The 24,395-nt window shown below is 67.2% G+C and carries 25 protein-coding genes, 2 rRNA genes, 1 pseudogene and 2 riboswitches (1 of these 30 cut by a window edge); of the genes and pseudogenes, 21 read left to right on the top strand and 7 right to left on the bottom strand.

Features of this window, described 5'->3' with window-relative positions; genetic code table 11:
- Nucleotides 1–19 precede the first annotated feature (19 nt).
- Genes OEW28_RS03895 through bluB form a run of 5 tightly spaced genes read left to right on the top strand, consistent with a single transcriptional unit; the run spans nt 20 to nt 3,953 of the window.
- Complete coding sequence (locus OEW28_RS03895; protein ID WP_263733397.1) at nt 20–598, top strand: histidine phosphatase family protein; 579 nt, start codon at nt 20–22, stop codon at nt 596–598.
- The gene (locus tag OEW28_RS03890) at nt 595–1,410 is read left to right on the top strand and encodes a propanediol utilization protein (protein WP_263733396.1); all 816 of its coding nucleotides are present in this window, start codon (nt 595–597) and stop codon (nt 1,408–1,410) included. The genes OEW28_RS03895 and OEW28_RS03890 overlap by 4 nt, the downstream gene beginning before the upstream one ends.
- A gap of 1 nt (nt 1,411) precedes the next feature.
- Nucleotides 1,412–2,359 (top strand): adenosylcobinamide-phosphate synthase CbiB, encoded by a 948-nt coding sequence (cbiB, locus tag OEW28_RS03885; protein WP_263733395.1) that lies wholly within the window; start codon nt 1,412–1,414, stop codon nt 2,357–2,359.
- On the top strand, nt 2,356–3,333 hold the full coding sequence (gene cobD / locus OEW28_RS03880; protein ID WP_263733394.1) for a threonine-phosphate decarboxylase CobD: 978 nt from the start codon (nt 2,356–2,358) through the stop codon (nt 3,331–3,333). Before cbiB ends, cobD begins: the two co-directional genes overlap by 4 nt.
- The gene (gene bluB / locus OEW28_RS03875; protein WP_263733393.1) at nt 3,330–3,953 is read left to right on the top strand and encodes a 5,6-dimethylbenzimidazole synthase; all 624 of its coding nucleotides are present in this window, start codon (nt 3,330–3,332) and stop codon (nt 3,951–3,953) included. The genes cobD and bluB overlap by 4 nt, the downstream gene beginning before the upstream one ends.
- Nucleotides 3,954–3,957: 4 nt before the next feature.
- Here the strand turns inward: bluB and OEW28_RS03870 are convergent, their stop codons facing one another.
- The gene (locus OEW28_RS03870; protein ID WP_263734367.1) at nt 3,958–5,400 is read right to left on the bottom strand and encodes a cobyric acid synthase; all 1,443 of its coding nucleotides are present in this window, start codon (nt 5,398–5,400) and stop codon (nt 3,958–3,960) included.
- Between the two features lie 67 nt (nt 5,401–5,467).
- Nucleotides 5,468–6,100, bottom strand: coding sequence for a cob(I)yrinic acid a,c-diamide adenosyltransferase (gene cobO, locus OEW28_RS03865; protein ID WP_263733392.1), 633 nt, complete (start codon nt 6,098–6,100; stop codon nt 5,468–5,470).
- A gap of 36 nt (nt 6,101–6,136) precedes the next feature.
- Nucleotides 6,137–6,363: riboswitch (cobalamin riboswitch) on the top strand.
- 86 nt (nt 6,364–6,449) lie between these two features.
- Between cobO and OEW28_RS03860 the strand changes: the two genes are divergently transcribed.
- Genes OEW28_RS03860 through cobJ form a run of 7 tightly spaced genes read left to right on the top strand, consistent with a single transcriptional unit; the run spans nt 6,450 to nt 14,346 of the window.
- On the top strand, nt 6,450–6,809 hold the full coding sequence (locus tag OEW28_RS03860; RefSeq protein ID WP_263733391.1) for a DUF1636 domain-containing protein: 360 nt from the start codon (nt 6,450–6,452) through the stop codon (nt 6,807–6,809).
- The gene (gene cobW / locus OEW28_RS03855; protein ID WP_263733390.1) at nt 6,810–7,859 is read left to right on the top strand and encodes a cobalamin biosynthesis protein CobW; all 1,050 of its coding nucleotides are present in this window, start codon (nt 6,810–6,812) and stop codon (nt 7,857–7,859) included.
- A gap of 6 nt (nt 7,860–7,865) precedes the next feature.
- Entirely contained in the window at nt 7,866–11,108 is a 3,243-nt protein-coding gene (cobN, locus tag OEW28_RS03850; RefSeq protein WP_263733389.1) for a cobaltochelatase subunit CobN, read from the top strand.
- The gene (cobG, locus tag OEW28_RS03845) at nt 11,105–12,280 is read left to right on the top strand and encodes a precorrin-3B synthase (RefSeq protein ID WP_263733388.1); all 1,176 of its coding nucleotides are present in this window, start codon (nt 11,105–11,107) and stop codon (nt 12,278–12,280) included. Before cobN ends, cobG begins: the two co-directional genes overlap by 4 nt.
- A complete protein-coding gene (locus OEW28_RS03840) occupies nt 12,270–12,899 on the top strand; it encodes a precorrin-8X methylmutase (RefSeq protein ID WP_263733387.1) in 630 nt (209 codons plus the stop codon). The genes cobG and OEW28_RS03840 overlap by 11 nt, the downstream gene beginning before the upstream one ends.
- Before the next feature lie 2 nt (nt 12,900–12,901).
- On the top strand, nt 12,902–13,615 hold the full coding sequence (locus OEW28_RS03835) for a precorrin-2 C(20)-methyltransferase (RefSeq protein ID WP_263733386.1): 714 nt from the start codon (nt 12,902–12,904) through the stop codon (nt 13,613–13,615).
- Nucleotides 13,612–14,346 (top strand): precorrin-3B C(17)-methyltransferase, encoded by a 735-nt coding sequence (cobJ, locus tag OEW28_RS03830; RefSeq protein ID WP_263733385.1) that lies wholly within the window; start codon nt 13,612–13,614, stop codon nt 14,344–14,346. The genes OEW28_RS03835 and cobJ overlap by 4 nt, the downstream gene beginning before the upstream one ends.
- On the opposite strand, the gene OEW28_RS03825 is transcribed toward cobJ, so the two are convergent.
- Nucleotides 14,322–15,071 carry a cobalt-precorrin-6A reductase gene (locus OEW28_RS03825; protein WP_263733384.1) on the bottom strand — a complete coding sequence of 250 codons (750 nt, stop codon included), beginning with the start codon at nt 15,069–15,071 and terminating at the stop codon, nt 14,322–14,324. The two genes, cobJ and OEW28_RS03825, sit on opposite strands and share 25 nt — an antisense overlap.
- Between OEW28_RS03825 and cbiE the strand changes: the two genes are divergently transcribed.
- From cbiE to cobF, 9 genes are all read left to right on the top strand, one after another.
- Nucleotides 15,070–16,257, top strand: coding sequence for a precorrin-6y C5,15-methyltransferase (decarboxylating) subunit CbiE (cbiE, locus tag OEW28_RS03820; RefSeq protein WP_263733383.1), 1,188 nt, complete (start codon nt 15,070–15,072; stop codon nt 16,255–16,257). The genes OEW28_RS03825 and cbiE overlap by 2 nt on opposite strands.
- Nucleotides 16,254–16,616 carry a cobalamin biosynthesis protein gene (locus OEW28_RS03815; RefSeq protein ID WP_263733382.1) on the top strand — a complete coding sequence of 121 codons (363 nt, stop codon included), beginning with the start codon at nt 16,254–16,256 and terminating at the stop codon, nt 16,614–16,616. Before cbiE ends, OEW28_RS03815 begins: the two co-directional genes overlap by 4 nt.
- Nucleotides 16,613–17,398 carry a precorrin-4 C(11)-methyltransferase gene (gene cobM / locus OEW28_RS03810; protein WP_263733381.1) on the top strand — a complete coding sequence of 262 codons (786 nt, stop codon included), beginning with the start codon at nt 16,613–16,615 and terminating at the stop codon, nt 17,396–17,398. Before OEW28_RS03815 ends, cobM begins: the two co-directional genes overlap by 4 nt.
- Nucleotides 17,399–17,461: 63 nt before the next feature.
- Nucleotides 17,462–18,772: a cobyrinate a,c-diamide synthase gene (locus OEW28_RS03805; protein ID WP_263733380.1), complete on the top strand. Its 1,311-nt coding sequence runs from the start codon at nt 17,462–17,464 to the stop codon at nt 18,770–18,772.
- Complete coding sequence (gene cobA, locus OEW28_RS03800; RefSeq protein ID WP_263733379.1) at nt 18,769–19,491, top strand: uroporphyrinogen-III C-methyltransferase; 723 nt, start codon at nt 18,769–18,771, stop codon at nt 19,489–19,491. The genes OEW28_RS03805 and cobA overlap by 4 nt, the downstream gene beginning before the upstream one ends.
- Nucleotides 19,488–19,814 (top strand): DUF1636 domain-containing protein, encoded by a 327-nt coding sequence (locus tag OEW28_RS03795; RefSeq protein ID WP_263733378.1) that lies wholly within the window; start codon nt 19,488–19,490, stop codon nt 19,812–19,814. The genes cobA and OEW28_RS03795 overlap by 4 nt, the downstream gene beginning before the upstream one ends.
- A gap of 108 nt (nt 19,815–19,922) precedes the next feature.
- Nucleotides 19,923–20,145: riboswitch (cobalamin riboswitch) on the top strand.
- A gap of 35 nt (nt 20,146–20,180) precedes the next feature.
- The gene (locus OEW28_RS03790) at nt 20,181–20,351 is read left to right on the top strand and encodes a CbtB domain-containing protein (protein ID WP_263733377.1); all 171 of its coding nucleotides are present in this window, start codon (nt 20,181–20,183) and stop codon (nt 20,349–20,351) included.
- A gap of 24 nt (nt 20,352–20,375) precedes the next feature.
- Nucleotides 20,376–21,119, top strand: a complete 744-nt coding sequence (locus OEW28_RS03785) for a CbtA family protein (RefSeq protein WP_263733376.1) — start codon at nt 20,376–20,378, stop codon at nt 21,117–21,119.
- 79 nt (nt 21,120–21,198) lie between these two features.
- On the top strand, nt 21,199–21,948 hold the full coding sequence (cobF, locus tag OEW28_RS03780) for a precorrin-6A synthase (deacetylating) (RefSeq protein WP_263733375.1): 750 nt from the start codon (nt 21,199–21,201) through the stop codon (nt 21,946–21,948).
- Nucleotides 21,949–21,959: 11 nt separating this feature from the next.
- Here the strand turns inward: cobF and OEW28_RS03775 are convergent, their stop codons facing one another.
- The 4 genes and pseudogenes from OEW28_RS03775 to OEW28_RS03760 all read right to left on the bottom strand — a co-directional run.
- A complete protein-coding gene (locus tag OEW28_RS03775; RefSeq protein ID WP_263733374.1) occupies nt 21,960–23,024 on the bottom strand; it encodes a LacI family DNA-binding transcriptional regulator in 1,065 nt (354 codons plus the stop codon).
- Between the two features lie 329 nt (nt 23,025–23,353).
- A pseudogene (locus OEW28_RS03770) lies at nt 23,354–23,502 on the bottom strand (IS3 family transposase); the annotation flags it as partial.
- A gap of 146 nt (nt 23,503–23,648) precedes the next feature.
- A 5S ribosomal RNA gene (rrf, locus tag OEW28_RS03765) occupies nt 23,649–23,763 on the bottom strand.
- Nucleotides 23,764–23,840: 77 nt separating this feature from the next.
- Nucleotides 23,841–24,395 (bottom strand): 23S ribosomal RNA (locus OEW28_RS03760); it runs 2,284 nt beyond the window's last position.

The following is a 24,395-nucleotide window of genomic DNA, read 5'->3' as shown; positions in this document are numbered from 1 at the left end:
CGAAAGAGGGAATGCGACAGTGCGGCGCGGACAGGCGACAGAGTTGATTTTGATCCGCCACGCGCCTGCGATCACCGGTGGGCGGCTGTGCGGGCGGACAGACGTGCCCGCGGACCTTGGCGACACCAAGGGCATCACCTCGCTCTGCCAGGCGATCGGCACTCCGGATCACTTCCTGGTCAGCCCGGCGCTACGCTGCCGCCAGACGCTGGCGGCGCTTTGGCCCGAGGCCGGGGCCACGCAGGATGAAGCGCTCTGGGAGCAGGACTTCGGCGGCTGGGATGGCCTGCCCTACAGCGACCTTCCCGATATCGGCGCCTTGTCGGGCGCGGCGCTTGCCGCCCACCGGCCACCCGCAGGCGAAAGTTTCGAGGATCTGTGCCAAAGGGCGGCACCCGCGCTGGAACGGGCTGCGTCTCTTGCGGGACGGGTGGCGGTCGTTGCCCATGCGGGAATCGTGCGCGCGGGCCTGGCGCACGCGCTCTCATCGCCAAGCACGGCGCTGGCCTTCGAAGTCGCGCCGCTGTCGGTGACCCGGCTCCGTCCCCTTGCGGGCGGTGGGTTCAGCATCATCTCCGTCAACTGGACCGCGGCATGAGCACGCGCAGCGTCCGCGTCGCGGGCCATTTCGGCGAATTCCTTCAGGGACGGCTTGGACCATTCGGGCCGGTCGTCCTGGTGACGATGCCCTGCCCCGCATTCGCCGTCCGGGGACGGGTGCAGCCGGCAGCCGGCCTTCATGTTCACGGGCAAGGCCAGCGGCTTGCCACCCCGGAACGCGCGCGCCGCCTTTTGTCGGCGATCGGCAGAGCGCCATCCGGTCGGTACACCCTGGCCGCGACCATGCCCTTGGGCGGGGGCGCTGGCGCCTCGACCGCAGCGCTGGTCGCGCTGGCGCGGCTGTCGGGATGGACCGGGACGCCAGAGGATCTGGCCCGCGCCTGCATCGCCTGCGAAGGGGCAAGCGACCCGCTGATGTTTCCCTCGCCCGAGCAGCTGATCTGGGCGTCGCGCATCGGCTCGGCGATGGATCGTACCGGACCGCTGCCCGCCTTCGACGTCGTGGGCGGTTTCTTCGGTCCAATGCAGCGGACCGATCCGCGCGATACGCGCTTTGCCGACATCTCGGACCTGCTGCCCCTCTGGAAAGGCGCTGTCCTTGATGGCCGCGCCGACGCACTTGCACGGATCAGCAGCGAATCCGCAAGGCGGACGCTGTCGCTGCGCGGTCCGCAGGACGACCCGACCCAGGACCTTTCCCTCGAACTTGGTGCATTGGGGCATGCGATTGCCCATACCGGAGCCGCGCGCGCCTTGCTATTTGCGCCCCGAACGGTGCCAAAGGACTGGCGGACGCGCCTGCGCGCCGCGGGTTTCCGCCGGCCGGTCCGGTTTCGCGTGGGGGGATGACATGGCGGCAATGCTGGTGGCGCTTCTGATCGATGCGGCGGTGGGATGGCCCGCGTGGCTCTTTCGCTGGATCGGCCATCCCGTGACCTGGATCGGCCGCCTTATCGACCGCCTGGACAGCTGGCTCAACATCGACGAAACCGATCCTCTTCGCCGGAAACTCGCCGGGCTGATCGCCGCGCTGGCCGTCATCGGCGTCTGCGTGGAAATTGCGGTGATCGTCACCAACCTGCTGCCGGGCGGGTGGCTGGGCGTCCTGATCGAAGGGATTCTTGCCTGGCCGTTCCTTGCCTCCCGCTCGCTGCACGATCACGTTCAGGCGGTGGCGCGTCCCCTTTGGCGGGGCGACCTTGACGGCGCGCGGCAGGCGGTCGCGATGATCGTGGGCCGCGACCCGAACCAGCTTGACGGCGCCGGCGTCGCCCGCGCCGCCATGGAAAGTCTTTCGGAAAACGCATCCGACGGCGTCGTCGCGCCGTGGTTCTGGGGCATGGTCTTCGGCCTGCCCGGCATCGTCGGCTACAAGGCGATCAACACGCTTGATTCGATGATCGGCCACCGCACCCCGCGGCATGAGGCCTTTGGCTGGGCCGCAGCGCGGATCGACGATGTCGCGAACCTCATTCCGGCCCGCCTGACGGGTCTTTTCCTGGCGGCGGTGTCCGGGCGCTGGCGCAGCGGGGTCGCCGTGATGATGCGCGACGCGCGCCGTCACCGATCTCCGAATGCGGGGTGGCCCGAAGCGGCGATGGCCGGCGCGCTTGGCATTCGCCTGTCTGGTCCGCGCGTCTACGCAGACCGGATCGCGCAGGAGCCTTGGGTCAACGCCGGCGCACCCGATCCCGACGCCACCGACCTGGCGCGCGGGCTAGGCCTGTTCAGGAAGATGGTGGCGCTTCTTGCCGGGCTGACCGCGCTTCTGGCGTTGACAGGGTGGGTGCTGTCATGAGGGATCACGGGGGCAACCTGGACCAGGCGATCGAGACCTACGGCGGAACGGCCGCGGACTGGATCGACCTGTCGACCGGCATCAATCGCGTTCCCTATCCGGTTCCGCCCCTGCCCCCCAGCGCGTGGACGGATCTGCCAACGCGCCGCGCGCAGTCCGACCTGGCAAGTGTCGCATCGGCTGCCTATGCGACACCGGCGGCGGTCTTGGCCGTCGCAGGCGCCCAGGCGGCAATCCAGATGATCCCGCGACTGGGCCCACCCGGTTGCGCGCGTGTCCTTTCCCCCACCTATAACGAACACGCGGCGGCCCTGCGCAATGCAGGTTGGCAGGTGGAGGATGTGCCGGCCCTCGACGATCTTGCCGGGGCCGACCTGGCCGTGATCGTGAACCCGAACAACCCTGACGGGCGGCAGACCTCACCGGAAGGGGTGTTGGCGCTTGCAGGGCGTGTGGGGCGGCTTGTGGTCGACGAGAGCTTTGCCGATCCCTGCCCGGAGCTTTCGGTGGCCCCACATGCGGGCCGGGCCGGGCTTTTCGTGCTGCGCTCCTTCGGCAAGTTCTATGGGCTTGCGGGCCTGCGCCTTGGCTTCATCCTGGGCGCGCCCGCCGAAATCGCGCGGCTTTCGGACATGGCCGGTCCATGGCCAGTCTGCGGCGCGGCGATCGCCATCGGCCAGGCCGCATTGTCCGATGGCGACTGGGCGGCCGACACGATCGCACGGCTCGCGGATGAGGCCGAAAGGCTCGACGCGATCGCCTCTGCCGCGGGGTGGGCAAGCGTCGGCGGCACCACGCTCTTCCGGCTCTACGACACCGACGACGCGGCAGGGGCACAGACATTCCTGGCGCGGCATCACATCTGGTCGCGCCGATTTCCATATTCGCAAGAATGGCTGCGCCTGGGACTGCCCGGCGGCGCGGATGAATGGGCACGGCTTGAAACGGCCCTGCGGGGAGCGGAACGCAGATGAACTTCACCTCCGAACAGGCCCAGATCCTGTCGCAGATCCTGAAATGGCGGCGCGATGTGCGGCACTTCAGGATCGACCCCGTGCCAGAAGACGTGCTGCAGCGCCTGCGGCACGCCATGGCCGCGGCGCCCTCGGTCGGGAACGCCCGGCCCTGGCGCGTGATCCGCGTCAAGGATGCCGGTCTTCGCGCCTCGGTCCGCTCCGTCTTCGAACGCTGCAACGCCGATGCCGCCTCATCCTACGATGACGCGACCCGTTCGGAGTACCTGCGCCTGAAGCTTGCCGGGCTGGATGCCGCTCCGGAACACCTGGCGGTCTTCACCGAAACGGAACCCGCGGCAGGACGCGGACTTGGCCGCAGGACCATGCCCGAGACGCTGCACCAGTCAACCGCGATGGCCATCCACACGCTGTGGCTGGCCGCGCGGGCCGAAAACCTGGGGCTGGGGATGGTCTCGATCCTTGAACCCTCCGCGATCGAAGCCTTGTTCGACACGCCCGAGGGGTGGGAATTCAGCGCCTACCTGTGTCTGGGCTGGCCCGAGTTCACCGACCACACCCCGCTTCTGCACCGCACGGGCTGGCAGGAAAACGAACCGACCGAATGGATGGTCCGCTAGCCGGTCACCGGGCAAGCGCCAGAAGCCCCTCGACGTCCAAATGCGCCTCCATGTGATCGGCCAGCGCATCCAGCGTGGCCTCGACGCCTGCCCCGTAGCGCGCCGACGAGGCGACGCCAAGCCGCGCAAGGTAGGCCGCGCGGAACGCGTCGCCCGAAAACATCCCATGCAGGTAGCTGCCCGCGATGCGGCCGTCGGCTGAAACCGCGCCCTCCGGCTGGCCGTCCACCAGCGCGAAGGGCCGCGCCCGGTCCGCACCTTCCGTCCGGCCGATGTGGATCTCGTAGCCATCCATCGCGGCGCCGGTCTCGGCATGGACGGCTGCGGTGCGGGTCAGCCGCTTGTCCGGCGTCATGACCGTTTCGACGTCCAGAAGGCCAAGACCCGGCGTCTTGCCCACCGGCCCCTCGATCCCGTCAGGATCGGCGATCATGCGGCCAAGCATCTGGTAGCCTCCGCAGATGCCAAGAACATGGCCACCTCGGCGCACATGCGCGGCAAGATCGATGTCCCAACCCTGCTCCCGCAAGAAGGCCAGATCACCGCGCGTCGATTTCGAGCCCGGCAGGATGACAAGCGCGGCATCACCGGGGATCGCCTGCCCCGCGCGGACCATCGTCAGGCTGACGGAAGGCTCGACCTTCAACGGGTCAAGATCGTCGAAATTCGCGATCCGCGAAAACGCGAGGCAGGCAACCTTCAAGGGTCCGCCCGCATCGCGCCCGCCCAGATCCAGCGCATCTTCCGCCGGAAGCTTCGAGGCGTCGGGGAAATAGGGCAGCACTCCGTACCCGCGCCAGCCCGTCCGCGCCTCGATCAGCCGGTAGCCATCGTCGAAAAGGCTCGGATCCCCCCGGAACTTGTTGATCAGGAAGCCCGCGACCATCCTGGCATCGTCGGGGTCCAGCACCGCCTGCGTCCCGATGATCTGCGCGATCACGCCGCCACGGTCGATGTCCCCGGCCAGGATCACCGGCACATCCGCCGCCCGCGCAAATCCCATGTTCGCAATGTCGCCCCGGCGCAGGTTGACCTCGGCCGGGCTGCCCGCGCCTTCGACGATGACCAGGTCATGCCCGGCCTTCAGACGCAAAAAGCTTTCCTGTACGCGCTCCATCAGCTGCGGCTTCAGCGCCGCGTAGTCGCGCGCCCGCACCGTCGTCAGCCGCCGCCCCTGCACCACCACCTGCGCGCCGGTGTCGGTTTCCGGTTTCAGCAGCACGGGGTTCATGTCGGTATGCGGCTCAAGCCCCGACGCCAGCGCCTGAAGCGCCTGCGCCCGCCCGATTTCGCCCCCGTCCACGGTCACCGCCGCGTTGTTCGACATGTTCTGCGGCTTGAACGGCGCGACCGAGATCCCCCGCCGCAATGCCGCGCGCGCAAGCCCCGCGACCAGAAGCGATTTGCCGACATTCGAGCCGCAGCCCTGGATCATCAGCGCCTTCACCGCGCCCATCCCTTCTTCTTTTCCCAAATATCCCGGGGGTCCGGGGGCAGCGCCCCCGGCCTGGCCCCTAGAACTCCACGCCCTTCTGGCCCTTGATCCCCGACCGGAACGGGTGCTTGACCAGCGTCATCTCGGTCACCAGGTCCGCGATCTCGATCAGCTCTTCCTTGGCATTGCGTCCTGTCAGCACCACATGCGTCATCGCGGGTTTCTCGGTCGCAAGGAACTCCACCACCTCGGTGATCGGCAGGTAATCGTAGCGCAGCGCAATGTTGATCTCATCCAGCACCACCATGCGGTTGTTTTCATCGCGGATCAGTTCCTTGGCCTTTTCCCAGCCGCGACGGGCCGCGGCGATGTCGCGGTCCTTGTCCTGGGTTTCCCAGGTGAAGCCCTCGCCCATGGCGTAGAACTGGCACAGGTCGCCGAAATGCGCCTCGATCAGGGTGCGTTCCCCGGTCGACCATGCGCCCTTGATGAATTGCACGACCGCGCAGGGCATTTGATGCGCGATGCAGCGCAGAATCATCCCGAACGCGGAAGAACTCTTGCCCTTTCCAGCCCCGGTATGGACGATGATCAGGCCCTTTTCGCCCTCTTTCGTGGCCATGATCTTGTCGCGCGCGGCCTTCTTCTTTGCCATCTTCTGGGCATGGCGAAGGGCCTCTTCTTCGGGATGGGTCGCTTTCTGCTCTGTCATGGTCCCTTCCGTTGCTTGACAAGGGGGCACCCATGCCTCAGGGGATGCGGTGCTGGTTCCTGTCATATGGCAGGCGAAGAGGGAATGCGACAGGCTTTGCGACCTTTCGGGGTCCGGCGCCGAAGCGCAGCCGCCCCCGCGACCGTGACCGGAGAGGCCCCCCAAGTCCACTGGCAGATGCCGGGAAGGGGGCGGGGCCGCCGGGGCCGTGACAGGCCCCGACATCCGCAAGCCGGGAGACCTGCCAGCATGAAGGATACGCGACGGCGGACGGGGTGTTCCGCGACCGGCCCGGACATCGCAGGATGTCCCCGCGGGTCCCCCCTTCGGCGCAAGGAAGGACGAAAAAATGACCGTGACGATTCATGTCTGCACGACCTGCCGGATGGGACAACCCATCGCGGAGGGTGAGGTGCGCCCCGGCGCGCGCCTGATGGCAGCGCTGGAACAGGCCGGCGCGCCCGCGGGCGTGCGCATCGTGCCGGTGGAATGCCTTTCGGCCTGCGACCACGGCTGCAACATCGCCCTGACCGGTCCCGGCCGATGGTCCTACGTCTACCGCGGGATGGATCCCGACGCGCATGTCGCGGACATTCTTGCCGGCGCCGCCGCCTATGCGGCCACCGAAGACGGCCTTGTGCCCTGGCGCGACCGCCCCGTGATCTTCCGCAAGCAGTCGCTTGCCCGTATTCCCCCGATGGAGAGCTGAATGTCCGACCTGTCGAAAATCCCCGTCACCGTCATCACCGGCTTTCTGGGCGCGGGCAAGACCACGCTGATCCGCCACCTGATGCAGAACCCGCAGGGCAAGCGGCTGGCGGTTCTGGTCAACGAATTCGGAACCGTGGGCGTTGATGGCGACATCCTGAAATCCTGCGCCGACGAAAACTGCCCGGCGGAGAATATCGTCGAACTTGCGAACGGCTGCATCTGCTGCACCGTCGCCGACGACTTCATCCCGACGATCGAGGCGCTGATGGCGCTGCCGCAGCGTCCCGACCACATCCTGATCGAGACCTCTGGGCTTGCGCTGCCCAAGCCGCTCTTGAAGGCCTTCGACTGGCCTGCGATCCGTTCGCGCATCACCGTGGACGGCGTCATCGCTCTGGCCGATGCCGAGGCGGTCGCCGCGGGCCGGTTCGCGCCCGACGTCGATGCGGTTCAGGCCCAGCGCGAGGCTGACGACAGCATCGATCACGAAACACCGCTGTCCGAGGTGTTCGAGGACCAGATCGCCTGCGCCGACATCGTGCTGCTGTCCAAGGCGGACCTCGCGGGGGACAGCGGCCTTGCCGCCGCGCGCGCGGTGATCGAGGCCGAGGCGCCGCGCAAGCTGCCGATCCTCGCGATGGAAGAGGGGCGGATCGATCCGGCGGTGATCCTGGGTCTTGGCGCCGCCGCCGAGGACGACCTGGACGCGCGCCCCTCGCATCACGACGGGCATGACGACCACGAACACGACGACTTCGACACGGTGGTGATCGACCTTCCCGAAGTGGCCGACGCCGAGGCGCTGAAGGGCGCGATCGTGCGCCTTGCCCGCGAACAGAACATCCTGCGCGTCAAGGGTTACGTCGCCGTGACCGGCAAGCCGATGCGCCTTCTGGTGCAGGCCGTGGGCGAACGCGTGCGCGCGCAGTTCGACAGGCCTTGGGGCGACGCGCCGCGCGTCTCGAAACTTGTCGTCATCGGCGAACACGATGACGTCGACCCAGCCGCGATCCGCGCGGTCCTGGTGCCGGAAGCCGCAGGGGTCTGATCCGCGATGCATGTCGTCTTCCGCGAAAGCCACGGGCTCGAGGAAACCGAAACGCCCACCGACCTTGGCCAGGATCCGGCCGAGTTGGTGGCGCTTTCGTTTTCCGACAGCGACCTTGGAGCCTTCGCGGCAGGCTGGCATCGCGCGGCGGGCAAGCTGCCGCCCCTTCGGCTGGCCAACCTGGTCGCCTTGCGCCATCCGCTGTCTGTTGACACCTATGCCGAGCGGACGTTGTCGGGTGCCAAGGGCATCCTTATCCGACTGATCGGTGGTGAAAGCTACTGGCCCTACGGGCTGGCGCAGGTGCAGGATCTGGCCCGGCGCAACGGCATCGCGCTGGCGATTCTGCCCGCGGACGGGCGCGAGGATCCGCGCCTGGACGAGCTTTCCACCCTGCCGAAATCCACGCTTCGGCGGCTTCAGACGCTGTGCGACGCGGGCGGCGCCGTCGCCGCGCAGGCGGCGCTGCAGCAGATGGCGCTGGCGGCGGGACTATACGCAGGCCCCGTGACGGGCGAAAAGACGGTTCCCGCTTTCGGCTGGTATCGGCCGGGGGTCGGCGTGACCCCCGCCCCGCACGGCACGGACCGGCCGCTGGCGATTGTTACCTTCTACCGCTCCTACCTGACCTCGGCCGACACGGATCCTGTCGACGCCCTGATCGCCGCGCTGGACGCGCGCGGCTTCGACACTCTGGGCGCCTTCGCGCCAAGCCTCAAGGACGCAGGCGCGGCGCACTGGCTCAGGTCAGAGCTGGCACGCCTGGCCCCTGCCGCGATCGTGAACGCGACGGCGTTTTCGGCGCGGGGATCCGATGGCGCGCCCTCGGCGCTCGACGCCGCCGGATGCCCCGTCTTTCAGGTCGCCCTGTCGACGGCACGACGCAAGGAATGGGCGGGCGCCGAACGCGGGCTGTCGCCCGCGGACCTGGCCATGCACGTCGTCCTGCCCGAGGTGGATGGCCGGATCTTCGCGGGCGTCGCCAGCTTCAAGAGCGCGGGCAAGAAGGATCCCGACCTTCAGTATTCCCGCTTTACCCACCGCGCCGATCCTGGCCGGATCGCGGCCGTGGCCGATCGCGTCGCGGGTTGGCATCGGCTGTCGCGGACGCCCGCCGAGGATCGCAGGATGGCGCTGGTGCTGTCGACATACCCCGGCAAGGCGCATCAGCTGGCGCACGCCGTGGGCCTTGATGCCCTTGCCTCGGTCGAGCGTGTCCTGGGCGCGCTGCAAGAGGGCGGCCATTCGGTCGCACCCGGCGAAAACCTTGGCAATGCGCTGACAGAGGAAACGCTCTGCTGGCCGGTTTCGGCCTATCGCGACCTGCTGAAGACGCTGCCGCCCGCGCTGTCCGACACGCTTTTCGCCGCCTGGGGGCAACCCGAAGCCGATCCCGCCGTGGCAGACGGCCACTTCCGCTTCAGCGCGCTCCGGCGCGGCAGTGCCATCGTCGCACTTCAGCCCGAACGCGGTGAAGTGCAGACCCGTGGCGACGATTACCACGACCTGAGCCGCACGCCGCGCCACGGCTACGTTGCTTTCTATATGTGGCTCAGGTCCCAGGGCCTGCATGCGCTGATCCACATCGGCGCGCACGGCACGCTTGAGTGGTTGCCTGGCAAGTCGGTGGCCCTGTCCGCCGATTGCTGGCCCGAGGCGCTGACCGGGGCCCTGCCGGTCATCTACCCGTTCATCGTCAACGATCCGGGTGAGGCCGCGCAGGCCAAGCGCCGGATCGGCGCGGTCACGATCGGGCACCTGCCGCCCCCGCTGGTCGACAGCGCGGTGCCCGAGGATCTGGGCCGGCTGGAACGGCTTCTGGACGAATATTCGACCGCGGACGGCCTTGACCCCGCGCGCCGCGACCGTCTGATCCAGGCGATCCGCGACGAGGCGCGGGGCCGCGGCGTCGAGGATGACCTGGGCATTCCCGAAGACGCCTCTCCGGCAGAGGCGATCACCCGGATCGACCGCTTCGTCTGCGACATAAAGGAAAGCCAGTACGGCGAGGGGTTGCATGTCTTCGGGGCCGGCCAGTGCGGGGCCGAGGAACGACGGGGCCTTTTGGCCGCGCTGAGCGGCGCGCGGGTGGACGCGGGACCCTCGGGGTCGCCCTTCCGCGGACGATCCGACGTGTTGCCCACGGGCCGCAACCTTTACACGACCGACCCGCGTGCCGTCCCGTCGCGCGCGGCCCACGCGCAGGGCGTGAAGCTGGCCGAGGAACTGTTGCGCCGCCACCTGCAGGATCACGGCGACTGGCCGAAATCGCTGGTCATCGACCTGTGGGGGTCCGCGACGATGCGGACGGCGGGCGAGGAATTCGCCATGGCGCTGCACCTGGCGGGTCTTGCCCCGAAATGGGACGAAGGGTCAGAGCGCGTTTCCGGCTTCGAGGTGGTCCCGCTGGCGCTGCTGCGCCGCCCCCGCATCGATGTCACGTTGCGCGTCTCGGGCCTGTTCCGGGACGTCTTCCCCGGCCTTGCGCAGTTGTTCGAGGCCGCCTCCGCGACCCTCGCGACGCGGGAGGAATCGCCCGAGGACAACCCCTACCTGACCGCCACCCCCCGCGTCTTCGGCCCCAAGCCCGGACTCTACGGCCTGTCGATGGGAGAGGCGATCGAGGACTATGGCCCCGAGGGCAGGCTTGCTGCTGGCGAGGCATGGCTTTCCGGCTCGGAATGGGCGCTGGACCAGTCGGGCGGCGCGCGGCAGGAGCGGCAGGCGCTAGAACGGCGGGTGCTGGATGCCGACGGGTTTGTCCATGTGCAGGACCTGGTCGAAACCGACCTGCTGCTGGCCTCCGACTATGCCGCGCATGAGGGCGGCTTTGCCGCCGCCGCCGCGCGGTTGGGCAAGGACGCGCCCGCGCTCTACCATCTGGATGCGACCCGCCCCGACAACCCGCGCGCCCGTACGGTCGGCGAAGAGATCGGACGCGTCGTGCGTGCGCGCGCCTCGAACCCGAACTGGGCCGACGGGATGATGAACCACGGCTTCCGCGGCGCCGCCGAGATTGCCGCGACCCTGGATCACATGGCGGCCTTCGCGCATCTGGCGCGCGTGGTTCCCGCCCACCTGTTCGATCTTTATCACGAAGCCACCCTTGGCCGGGACGACGTCGTGGCGTTCATGGAGCGGGAAAACCCCGCGGCCCTGCAGGCCATGCGCGACCGCTTTGCCGCGTTGCGCGATTCGGGGCTTTGGGTGACACGCCGGAATTCCATTGCGATGGGAGGGTCAACATGAGCGCGCCGATCATTCAGGGCTGGTGTCCGGGCGCGCTGCGTCCGATGATGTCGGGCGATGGGCTGGTTGTGCGGGTGCGCACGCGCGGCGGCCGTCTGACCTCCGCCCAGGCCAAGGGTATCGCGGAATTGTCCGCGCGCTACGGCAACGGGCTGATCGACCTTTCGGCGCGCGCCAACATCCAGCTTCGCGGGGTCGGTGAAGACAGGCATGCTCCATTGATCCAGGGACTGTCGGACCTTGGGCTCATCGACGAATCGACCGAGGCCGAAAGCCGCCGCAACATCGTCGTGACCCCGTTCTGGCAGGACGGCGATGTTGTGCAGGATGTCGTCGCGCGACTGGCCGACGCGCTGACCGCGCCGGGTGCGCCCGCGACGCCCGGAAAGTTCGGTTACGCCGTCGACTGCGGCGCCGAACCCGTCTTGTCCGGCGTTTCGGCCGACATCAGGATCGAGGCCGCGCCCGGCGGGCTGCTGGTCCGTGCGGACGCGCTCGGGACCGGCGCAAGCGCGACGATCGACACCGTCGCGGACCGTGCGGTCGAGCTTGCCCGCTGGTTCCTGCAAACCGGCGGCGCACCCGACGGGCGAGGGCGCATGGCGTCTCACATCGCGCGCGGCGTCATCCTGCCCGATGCCTTCCTCGAAACGCCCGCTATGCCCCGCACAGTCACGCCCGCGCCGGCACCCGGCTCGGTGGGCCGGGGATATATGGTCGGGTTCGAGTTCGGGCAGATGCGGTCCGAAACCCTTGCCGCGCTGGCCGACTTCGGGGCGCTGCGGGTCACGCCCTGGCGAATGCTGCTGATCGAAGGGGCAACCGCCGCGCCGGACTTTCCCGGACTGATCACGAAAGCCGACGATCCGCTGCTGCGCGTAACCGCCTGCACCGGTGCGCCCGGCTGTCCGCAGGCCCTGATCGGCACGCGCGCGCTTGCCCGTGCCCTGGCGCCAGCGCTGCCAGAAGGCGCGCTGCTGCATGTGTCGGGATGCGCAAAGGGCTGCGCCCACCCCGGACCGGCGCCGCGCACGCTGGTGGGGCGCGCGGACGGCACCGTCGACCTTATCCTCGGCGGCACCGCCGCCGGAACGCCCTCGGCGACCGGGCTGTCGACCCAGACCCTAGCCGCAAATCCAGATTCCTTGTTCGAGACCGAAAATGCCTCATAGCTACCAGACCGACGGCGCCGCGATTTACCTTGAGAGCTTCGCCACAATCCGCGCCGAGGCCGACCTGGCCCGTTTCACCCCTGAGGAAGAGGTCGTCGTCGTTCGCATGATCCACGCTGCGGGAATGGTGGGGCTGGAGGAGCATGTGCGCTTTTCCCCCGGCATGGCCATCGCGGCGCGCGCTGCGCTGGAAGCGGGCGCGCCGATCCTGTGCGACGCGCGCATGGTCAGCGAAGGGATCACGAGGCCGCGTCTGCCCGCCGGAAACGAGGTCATCTGCACTCTGCACGACCCGCGGGTGGCAGAGATGGCGCGCGAGATGGGCAACACCCGTTCAGCGGCCGCGCTGGAACTTTGGCGGCCGTATCTGGATGGCGCTGTGGTTGCCATCGGCAACGCGCCGACAGCGCTGTTCCACCTTCTGAACATGCTGGAAGACCCCGCCTGCCCGCGCCCCGCGGCGATCATCGGCTGCCCGGTCGGCTTCGTGGGCGCGGCAGAATCCAAGGACGCGCTGATGGAGGACCTGCCTGCGCCCTCGGTCATCGTAAAGGGACGGCTGGGTGGTTCGGCCATCACCGTGGCCGCCGTCAACGCTTTGGCCAGCCGGAAGGAGTGATCATGGGCAAGGTCATCTGCGTGGGCCTCGGCCCCGGCGATCCCGACTTGATGAGCGTAAAGGCCGACCGCTTGATCCGCTCCGCGCGCCACGTCGCCTATTTCCGCAAGGCGGGGCTGACCGGGCAGGCCCGCCAGATCGTCAACGGCATGATCGCCGAGGGCGTCGCCGAATACCCGATGGAATACCCGGTCACGACCGAGATCCACTTCTCCGACCCGGAATACAACCGTCTTCTGTCCGAGTTCTACGAGGACTGGGCAAAGCGGCTTGGCGATCTGGCCAGGGACGAAACCGTGGTGGTGCTGTGCGAGGGCGATCCGTTCTTCTATGGATCGTTCATGCATCTTCATTCGCGCCTGCAAGGCCGCGCCGAGGTCGAAGTGGTTCCGGGTATCACCGGCATGTCGGGCTGCTGGACCGCGACCGGGATGCCGATCACCTGGGGCGACGATGTTCTGACCGTCGCGATGGCCACCTTGCCGGAAGACGAACTGGCCAAGCGGGCGCGCGACACCGACGCGCTGGTCATCATGAAGATCGGGCGCAACCTGCCCAAGTTGCGCCGCGCTCTGGCCGAGGCCGGGCGGCTGGATGCCGCATGGATCGTCGAACGCGGCACGATGCAGGGGCAGCGGGTTCAGCGGCTGACCGAGGCCGAAGAAGCGCCGTATTTCTCGATCGTCGTCGTTCACGGCCAGGGGCGCCGGCCATGAGCGGCTGGATCGCTGTCGCGGGCCTTGGGCCGGGGGACGAACGCCTTGTGACCGAAGAGGTGCGCGCTGTCCTGGCAGAGGCGACCGACGTCGTGGGTTATATCCCCTACGTCGCGCGTGTCGCCGCGCGTGAGGGGCTGACGCTGCACCCGTCGGACAACCGGGTCGAACTCGACCGGGCCAACCATGCGCTGGACATGGCCGCCGACGGCCGCCGCGTCGTGATCGTGTCATCCGGCGATCCCGGTGTCTTCGCCATGGCCTCGGCGCTCTTCGAGGCGCTGGAGTCGCGGACCGATCCCGATGCCTTCGACATCCGGATCCTGCCGGGCATCACGGCGATGCTGGCAGCGGCGTCGCGTCTTGGCGCGCCGCTCGGTCACGATTTCTGCGCGATCAACCTGTCGGACAACCTCAAGCCCTGGGACCTGGTCGAGCACCGGCTGCGGCTGGCGGCGCAAGCCGGCTTCGCGATGGCGTTCTACAATCCGCGCTCGAAAAGCCGTCCGCACCAGTTCGCCCGCGCGCTGGACATCCTGCGCGAGGAATGCGGGTCCGACCGCCTGATTTCCTTCGCTCGCGCGGTCACGACGCCGGAAGAGCGGCTTTTGACCGTCCGGTTGGGCGAGGCGACACCGGAAATGGCAGACATGCGGACGGTCGTCATCGTCGGCAATGCCGACACACGTCATGTGGGCCGCTTCGTCTACACCCCAAGGTCGGTGCGGTGATCCAGGAACGCCATCACCCCATCGATGCTGTCTGTGATCCGGCGGGGCGGCAATTCGGGCCGGTCAATCAGGATCACCGGGATCCGCAGCGCGCGCGCGGCGTCAAGCTTGGCCCGCGCTCCGGTGCCACCGGCGTTCTTGGCCACGATCCAGTCGATGCGATGATCGGCCAGAAGCGCGCGGTCACCCGCCTCGTCGAAGGGCCCGCGGGCGATGATGGCGGCAGCGTCCGGCAGCGGCAGCGGCGCTTCGGGTTGATCGACAAGGCGCAACAGATAGTGGTGCTGGGGCCTTGCGGCGAAGTCCCGCAGGTTCTGCTTGCCAATGGCAAGAAAGACGCGGGCGGCATCATCGGGCAGCGCCGCCACGGCACCCGCGATATCGCCGACATTGATCCAGCTGTCGCCCGGACCCGCCACCCAGGGCGCCCGCTCGAACGCGCAAAGCGGCACGCGAGCTTGTTCGCACGCGGCAATCGCGTTCCGGCTCATCTGCGCGGCGAAGGGGTGGGTCGCGTCGACCACATGGGTTATGCTTTCGTCCTTCAGATAACGGACAAGCCCGCCGACGCCGCCAAACCCGCCGATCCGCGTCGGCAGCGGCTGGGCCACGGGCGCGTCGGTCCGGCCCGCGTAGGAAAAGACGGCGTCGACGCCAAGCGCCGCAAGGTGGCGGGCAAGCTGGCTGGCTTCGGTCGTACCGCCCAGAAGGAGGACGCGCGTCATGTCTGATCCCTGGCTGACGATCATCGGACTTGGCGAGGACGGCTTGGCTGGCCTTTCCGAGGCAAGCCGCGCGGCGCTGGCAACGGCGGATAGCATCTTCGGCGGCCCGCGTCACCTGGCGCTTGCAGGCGCCGGAAAGCGTGGTCGGGAATGGCCCGTTCCATTCAGCGTAGCGCCTGTCCTGGCAGAGCGCGGGCGCAGGGTCGTGGTCCTGGCCTCGGGCGATCCCTTCTGGCACGGCGCGGGCGGGTCGCTGTCCAGCCATCTGACGGATGGCGAGTGGGTGTGTCACCCCGCGCCATCGACATTCTCACTGGCGGCATCGCGCCTGGGATGGCGGCTTGAAGAAACCCTGTGCCTGGGCCTGCACGCCGCCCCGTTCGAGCGACTCGTCCCGATCCTCGGGCGCGGGGTCCGCGCGATCTGCCTGCTGCGCGACGGGGACGCGGTTCCGGCGCTGGCGGATTGGCTGACCGCGCGCGGTTTCGGCGCCTCGGCGCTGATGGTGCTGGAATCGCTCGGCGGGCCGGCGGAGAAAATCCGGCGGACCGCAGCGCAGCATTGCACCGTGCGCGACGCGGCCTATCCGGTCGCTGTGGCGATCGAGGCGGACGGGGCGGCGGGACTGCCGCACGCCTCGGGCTTGCCCGATGACCTGTTCATCTCGGACGGCGTGATGACGAAGCGACCGATCCGGGCGCTGACCCTGTCCGCGCTGGCACCACGACCGGGCGAGGTCCTGTGGGATCTGGGCGCCGGTTCGGGCTCCATCGCTGTCGAATGGTGCCTTGCCGCACCCGGAGCGCGCGCCTCTGCCGTCGAGTCGCGGACCGACCGGGCCGCGAACGTGCGCGCCAATGCGGCCGCTTTCGGCCTATCCCATCGCGTGACGGTGACCGAGGCGGCCTGGCCGGACGCGCTGAACGAACTGCCGTGCCCCGATGCCGTCTTCATCGGCGGCGGCGCGACGGCGGCGGCGATCGACGCGGTCTGGGCCGCTGTGCCTGCGGGAACGCGGCTGGTCGTGAATGCCGTCACCATCGAGACCGAGGCGCTGCTGGCAGCTTGTCACGCCGAAAAGGGCGGGTCGCTGCTGCGGATCGAGCTTGCCGCGTCCGAACCCCTTGGGCGGATGCGGGGCTGGATGCCCGCGCGGCCCGTCGTTCAGTGGAGCGTCACGACATGAGGGTTGCGGGCGTTGGATTTCGGCAAGCGGCGACAGAGTTGTCACTGATCGACGCGGTGCAGCGTGCGGGTGGCGGCGCTGACCTGCTGGCCACCGCCGAGGAAAAGGCCGGGGCGCCAGCCCTCTGCGCGGCAGCCGCGCGGCTCGGGCTGGCCGTGCAGGCGGTGGGGCGCGCGCAACTTGGCGCGCAGGAGGTGCTGGGCGCATCGGCGCGGGTCGCCGAACGTTTCGGGACGGGATCGCTGGCAGAGGCTGCGGCGCTGGCTGCGGCCGGTCCGGGGGCGCGGCTTCTGGGGCCAAGGGTAGTATCGGGCGACGGGCTGGCCACGGCCGCCATCGCAATCGGGAGAGACGAATGACAGTGCATTTCATCGGCGCCGGACCGGGCGCGCCAGACCTTCTGACCCTACGCGGGCGCGACCTGATCGCGTCCTGTCCGGTCTGTCTATACGCGGGTTCGCTGGTCCCCGAGGCGGTTCTGGGCCATTGCCCCCCGGGTGCGCGGATCGTGAACACCGCGCCCCTGTCGCTGGACGAGATCGTCGCTGAGATCGCGGACGCGCATGCCAAGGGGCAGGACGTGGCGCGCCTGCATTCGGGCGACCTTTCGGTCTGGTCCGCGATGGGAGAGCAGCTTCGCCGTCTGCGGGAGCTTGGCATTCCCTACGACGTGACGCCGGGCGTGCCCTCCTTCGCGGCGGCGGCCGCAGCCCTGGGGGCCGAATTGACGTTGCCGGGCGTGGTGCAATCGGTCGTTCTGACACGGACATCGGGGCGCGCGACCTCCATGCCCGCAGGCGAGACGCTTGAGAACTTTGCACGGACCGGCGCCGTTCTGGCGATCCACCTGTCCGTGCACGTGCTTGACCGCGTGGTGGCAGAGCTTTCGCCGCATTACGGCGCGGATTGCCCCGTCGCCGTGATCTGGCGCGCAAGCTGGCCGGATCAGCGCATCGTCAGGGCGACACTGGAGACGCTGGAGACCGCCGTCGGCGCCGAGATGGAGCGCACGGCGCTGATCTTTGTCGGTCGCTCGATCGGTGCCGAGGACTTCGACGAAAGCCGACTGTACGCCGGAGACTACGACCGCCGCTATCGGCCCGTGGGCACCCATCCGCGATTCCCGGAGACCGGATCTTGATCAGCAGGGGCCATATCTTTTTTCTCCGTGCACAGTTGCGCGGCGACACGGAAAGGACGCGCGGTGATCTCTGACGGGCTGATCATATCGGCACCGGCCTCGGGCACTGGCAAGACGACCGTCATGCTGGGTCTGCTGGGCGCTTTCCGTCAGCAGGGCCTGACCGTCCAGCCGTTCAAGTCGGGGCCGGACTACATTGATCCGGCTTTCCACCGGGCGGCCTCCGGACGGCATTCTGTCAACCTTGACACCTGGGCGATGGCCGAAGACCGCATCGCGGGCCTGATCGCCGCGGCCGAGGGTGCGGACATTGTTCTGGCCGAGGGCTCGATGGGGCTTTTCGACGGGGTGGCCGTGAAAGGCGAATCCGGCACCGGGGCTTCGGCCGATCTGTCCGCCCTGACCGGGTGGCCGGTCATCCTGGTGCTTGACGTATCCGGCCAGGCGCAATCGGCAGCAGCGGTGGCGCTTGGCTTTGCCACGATGCGCCCGGACGTATCGGTCGCCGGGGTAGTCTTGAACCGGGTCGCCTCCCCCCGGCACGAGGCGTTGGTCAGGGCGGGTCTCGATGCCGCGGGCATCCGCGTGTTCGGCGCCCTTCCCCGCCGCGCGACGATAGAACTGCCCGAGCGGCACCTGGGCCTGGTTCAGGCCGAAGAGACGCCGGAACTGAACCGCATCTTGGTCGAGGCGGCAGAGTTCGTCGCGCAGCATCTGGACCTTGACGCCCTGCGCCGTGCCGCGGGCAAGACCCGATTGGCGCCGCAGCCTCCGGCTGCGACGGTGCCGCCCGGTCAAAGGATCGCGCTCGCGCGGGACGAGGCGTTTTCCTTCGTCTACCCGCATCTTCTGGACGGATGGCGCAGGGCGGGTGCCGAGATACTGCCGTTTTCTCCGCTCGCGGACGAGGGGCCCGACGACAGTGCCGACTGCTGCTGGCTGCCGGGTGGCTACCCAGAGCTGCATGGCGCGCGCCTTGCCACGGCAACGCGGTTCCGGGCCGCAACGCGGCGCTTCGCGGAAAATCGTCCCGTCCACGGCGAGTGCGGCGGCTACATGGCGATGGGGACCGCGATCATCGACAGATCGGGCACACGGCACGAAATGCTGGGGCTTCTGGGCCTGGTCACTTCGTTCGAGAAGCGCAAGATGCACCTGGGCTACCGCTCTGCGCGGCTTGTCGCGCCAATACCGGGACATCCCGTCGGCGCACAGTTGCGCGGCCATGAATTTCACTACTCGACGATCGTTGAACAGCCGGATATGGCGCTGGCCCAGGTTGTGGACGCGAACGACGCCGCAGTGCCCGAAACCGGGTCGCGCCGCGGACTGGCCACGGGCACGTTCTTCCACCTGATCGCGGAGGCCACATGAAGGGTTTCGTCAGTTTCGTCTCTTCCGGGCCGGGCGATCCGGAGCTTTTGACGCTGAAGGCCGTCAACAGGCTGCAAAACGCCGACGCTGTCCTGTTCGACGATCTGTCCTCTGGCCCGATCCTGTCCCATGCACGCGATGGCGCGGATCTGGTTGGGGTCGGCAAGCGCGCCGGACGCGCGTCCCCCAAGCAGGACCACGTCAGCCGCCTGCTGGTCGATTACGCGACCTCGGGCGCGAAGGTGGTGCGGCTCAAGTCCGGTGACAGCGGGATGTTCGGCCGACTCGAGGAAGAGATCACCGCCTGTCGCGAAGCCGGGGTCGGATACGAGATCATTCCGGGCGTCACCTCTGCCATGGCGGCGGCGGCGGCGGCGGGGATACCGCTGACGCGTCGGCTGACGGCGCGCCGGGTTCAGTTCGTAACGGGCCACGACGTCACCGGCGCCCTGCCCGAAGACATGAACATCGCGGCCCTTGCCGACCCGACGGCGACGACCGTGATCTTCATGGGCAAACGCACATTCGCGGAACTGGCGCGTCGGCTGACGGATGCGGGGTTGTCCTGGGACACCCCGGCGCTTCTGGCCGAAAGCGTATCGACCCCGGCACAGAAGATCGTCCGAGGGACCGTCGCGACGATGGAGCAACTGATCGCGCAAGAGGCGTCGGACGGCCCGGCACTGATCCTGATCGGTCCGCTGGCGGAAGCCGGATGACGGGGACGACCGTCACCGTCTGCATGTCCTGCGGTCCTGCCCAGGGCGAGCTTGTCGCAACGCTTGCGACTGCGTTCCGGGCCGCGCACCTGCCGATCACGGTGCGCGGAACGGAATGCATGTCAGGCTGCAGCCGATCCCCGACGCTGGCGGTGCGCGCGCCGGGAAAGACCGCTTACCTCTTCGGAGACGTGTCAGGAGCCGATCTGCCCGACCTGCTGATTTTCGCGCGGATGTACCTTTCATCGCCCGATGGTAACTTTGCCGACGCCCGCCCCTTGGGGGCGCTGCGAACCAAGGCAATCGCAAGGATCCCCGGTTAGGCGCACCCTTGCGCCATGCCTGGGCGGCAATCTTCGCGTGAATGGGCCGGGGTCGCGTTTTGGCAGCAACTTGCCGCGATTCCACCTTGACCGCGGCCGGGGTATAAGGGCAGATGGAAGCTGTATGGTGTCCATGCGGCGCGAAGCGTCCGGACTGAAACGGGAATGGGGAAGGGTGGACCAAAGGCGGCACCCAAAGCCCCAACCGCCCCCGCGACTGTAAGCGGCGAGCGGCTTTCCGAGTGCCACTGGGCGGGGAAACCCGATCGGGAAGGCGGAAAGCAGGCTGTGACCCGCGAGTCAGGAGACCGGCCATGCAGGATGGTAACGCGAATGCCGTCGGGTGTGACGGCCAAGGAGATTGAAATGAACGCGATGACCCAAACCGCCGCCAAAACCGGCACCGCCCTTGCCTCGATCGTCTTTGCCGCGCTGGTTGGCGCAACGGTGATTTTCTTCGCCGGTCATGCACAGTCCGCGACGCTGCACGATGCGGCGCATGACATGCGTCACTCGACGGGCTTCCCCTGCCACTAAGGCGGGCCGGATAGACCTGATCACATGATTCAACGTCTGTTTGTCGGCGGGTTAGTCGCCGGCTTTGCAGCGGGGCTGTTTTCGGCTCTGCTGCATTTCGCTTTCATCCAGGAGCTGATCCTTCTGGGTGAGAAATATGAAACTGGCGCGCTCGTCCACTTTGAGACGGCCGGCAATGCCCCTGCAGCGGAAGGCCATTCGGACGATAACGGCGATGACGGTCATTCCCAAGACCACGTAGATGGCGCTGCCGGCGAACAGGGCGGTGATTCCGCGCTGACCCGGAATGCGCTGACCGTTCTGTTCACCGGGCTGATCTATGCGGGTTACGGGCTGATGCTTGTTGCCGGGTTCGCGCTTGCCGAACAGCTGGGCCGCAAGATCGACACGCGCGAGGGCGTTCTTTGGGGTGTGGCGGGCTTCGTCGCCCTGCAGCTTGCACCGGCAATGGGCCTGGCACCCGAGCTTCCCGGCTCCGTAGGCGCGGACATCACACAGCGGCAAATCTGGTGGCTGGGTACGGTTGTGGCGACCGGCGGCGGACTCGCGCTTCTTGCCTATGGGCGCAGCGTGGCAGCAGCTGTCGCAGCGGGTGTTCTTCTGGCGGCGCCGCACGTTATCGGCGCGCCGCATCTGGATGAGTACTTCGGTTCGGCCCCAGCTGAGCTGGGGGCAGAGTTCGCTAGCCGCGCACTTGGCGTCGGTCTCGCAAGCTGGGCTGCCCTGGGCTGGCTTTGCGCTCGCGCCTGGAACAGCGGCCGCGTCTGAGCGCATTGGTTGCACTGTCGACCTGACCTCGCGCATTTACTTGCGCGAGGTCAATTGCAAGAAAAGCCCTGAGGCGGACATGATCGAACTTCTTCTCATCGGCATCGGCACCGGCAATCCCGATCACCTGACGCTTCAGGCGATCAAATCGATGAATGCCGCCGACCTGATCATGATTCCGCGCAAGGGCGACAACAAGGCGGACCTGGCAGAACTGCGCCACACCATCTGCTCTCAGGTTCTGACCAACCCGCGCACGACGATCGCCGAATTCGACCTACCGGTCCGCGATGCCGCGAACCCGAGCTACCGTGGCGGCGTCGACGACTGGCATGACGCCATCGCCGGGGTCTGGGAACAAACCATCCGCACGCATTGCGGGACAGAGGGGCGGGTCGCCCTTCTGGTCTGGGGTGACCCGTCGCTTTACGACAGCACGTTACGGATCGCCGAACGGGTCGGGCGCATCCTGCCTGTCACGGTGACGGTCATACCGGGCATCACCTCGCTTCAGGCGCTTACGGCGGCACATGCGATTCCGATCAACGAGATCGGAGCGCCGTTCCTGGTAACGACCGGTCGCCAGTTGCGCGACCACGGATGGCGGGCCGACGCGGATACACTCGCCATCATGCTGGACGGCGAATGTTCGTTTCAGACCCTGGATCCACAGGGCATCAGCATATGGTGGGGCGCCTACGTTGGCATGGCCGAGCAGATAATCCTGTCGGGCACGCTTGAAGACACTGGCCCTCTGATCGTTCAGACGCGGGCAGAGGCGCGCGCCCGGCACGGTTGGATCATGGATATCTACATCCTGCGCCGTTAGGCGCCGCGCAGCTAGCGGTTACGGATGGTGTGGCCCAGCTCAAGCACTGGCGTGAGCTCGATCCTTTCGCCGCCGATCAACCCGCTTTCGCTATGCCCGGCAATGATCGCCGCGGCGCGCCGGCCGATTTCCCGGCGGCAGGCGTCCATGGTGGCCAGCTTGCGCGGCAGGCCGTCAAGCAGTTCAACCCCGTTGAAGCCAGCCAATCCGACATGCTCGGGCACATCGATTCCACTGTCGAGGCAGTAAAGCAGCCCCCCTGCGCCAATCATGTCGTTGGAATAGTAAAGGAAATCCACGTCCGGGTTCCGGGCCAGAACGGCGGCAGTCATCTCCCGCCCCTTCAGAAGCGCCGATCCGCCGGAATAGAACTCCCGCTCGACCAATTCGATGCCAGCCTCCGCCAACCCTGCCTCGAAGCCTTCCAGCCGCTTGCGGGCGCGGTGGTCGTCCGGCATCTTGGTGCCCAGGAACGCGATCTTGCGATAGCCCGCCTTGACGATCGCCCTTGCCATCTCCAATCCGGCGCGCTTGTGGGAAATGCCCACGACCGAGTCCACGACGGGACCATCGACGTCCATGATCTCGACAATCGGGATCCCGGCGTTTTCCAGCATCGCCCGCGCGGCCGCCGTATGCTCCAGTCCGGCGATGATCACGCCGGAGGGGCGCCAGGAGAGCATTTCGTAAAGCACGAGTTCTTCGCGTTCGGCAGAGTAGTTTGTCACGCCGAAGACCGGTTGAAGTCCGGTCTCCTCAAGCTCTTGAGAAATGCCGCTCAGGACTTCCGGGAAGACCAGGTTGGACAGAGACGGAATGATCACGGCAATCAGGTTGACCCGCTGCGACGCCAGCGCACCGGCGATCTTGTTGGGAACGTAACCAAGCCGCTTGGCGGCTTCCAAAACGCGTTCCCGCGTGGCTTCCGACACGTCGCCTCGATTGCGTAGGACACGGCTGACCGTCATTTCGGAAACACCGGAGGCCTCGGAAACGTCGCGCAGCGTCAGGGTGCGACGATGCTCACCAGGATTGTTGCCGCTCACGTTCGCCCCTCGCTCTAATCCTCTTGTCATCTGATTAGCGTCTTTGAGGTTGCGTGTTCAAGCGCCGCGTTGGATCAAACCGAGTGCACAAGGCCCCAGCGTCCATCGCGGTCAATGTAACAGCGGGCGGCGCAGGCGATGTTGGCAGTGAAACCTGCAAGGTAAGCCCGGATGCGGCCGATCAGATGGAGGCGAGGCCGATGCGGCGATATCCGCGGTAACAGGCTCTGCTCTGCCCCCCGGAAGCTGGGTCGCTTGAACCTGGAGTTTTCCGCTCCGCTTTCCCGGCTGGGAGAAGAGCGGAAAAGCATGGAGGCGAGCAGGCTTTCGGACGCCCAGACGGCGTTCATCCTAACGCAGGGCGAGGAAGGGACGCCGGTCGCGGAGCCCTCATATTGTTCAAGCGTACGGCGCGCTTCTGCTGGCGCTTGTTGCCCAGTGGGGAATGCAGCCTGACGTTGCTGTGGTCGTATCGCCAGAGGGCCCGCGTGCGGCGTGCGTCAGACAGTTGGGGTTCGGATCACCTTGCAGGGAGCCTTGCTTCAGCGATATCAGCGTTTGTTCGCAACAAAAAAGCCCCAGGGCACAAGTCCCGAGGGCTATTTGGTTTTTTATCGCTTTATCGTCATGAGAGTTTTTTGTGTTTCTTTCTAGGTTTGGCGGTGACCTACTCTCCCACGTCTTGAGACGCAGTACCATTGGCGCGGCGGCACTTAACTTCCGAGTTCGGGAAGGGATCGGGTGTTTTGCTCGCGCTATGACCACCAAACCGAGGAAGAAACACTACAATCAGGGATTGTCCAAGTCATGTATCTGCTTTTGATCTGAGCCTAGCTTTTACTGGATCAAATCAAGCCAATCGGGCAATTAGTACCGGTCAACTGAACGCATTGCTGCGCTTACATCTCCGGCCTATCGACGTGGTGGTCTACCACGGCCCTCAAGGGAGACCTAGTTTTGAAGGGGGCTTCCCGCTTAGATGCCTTCAGCGGTTATCCTGTCCGCTCATAGCTACCCAGCACTGCCGTTGGCACGACAACTGGTCCACCAGTGGAGCGTTCACCCCGGTCCTCTCGTACTAGGGGCAAGTCTTCTCAAGTCTCCTACACCCACGGCAGATAGGGACCGAACTGTCTCACGACGTTCTAAACCCAGCTCACGTACCTCTTTAAATGGCGAACAGCCATACCCTTGGGACCTGCTCCAGCCCCAGGATGAGATGAGCCGACATCGAGGTGCCAAACGATGCCGTCGATATGGACTCTTGGGCATCATCAGCCTGTTATCCCCAGCGTACCTTTTATCCGTTGAGCGATGGCCCTCCCACTTGGGACCACCGGATCACTATGGCCGTCTTTCGACTCTGCTCGACCTGTCAGTCTCGCAGTCAGGCTGGCTTCT

Source organism: Albidovulum marisflavi (assembly GCF_025751435.1).
GTDB classification, from domain to species: Bacteria; Pseudomonadota; Alphaproteobacteria; order Rhodobacterales; family Rhodobacteraceae; genus Albidovulum; species Albidovulum marisflavi.
The sequence above is the reverse complement of the archived record's forward strand: the minus strand, read 5'-3'. Positions and strand labels throughout refer to the sequence as shown.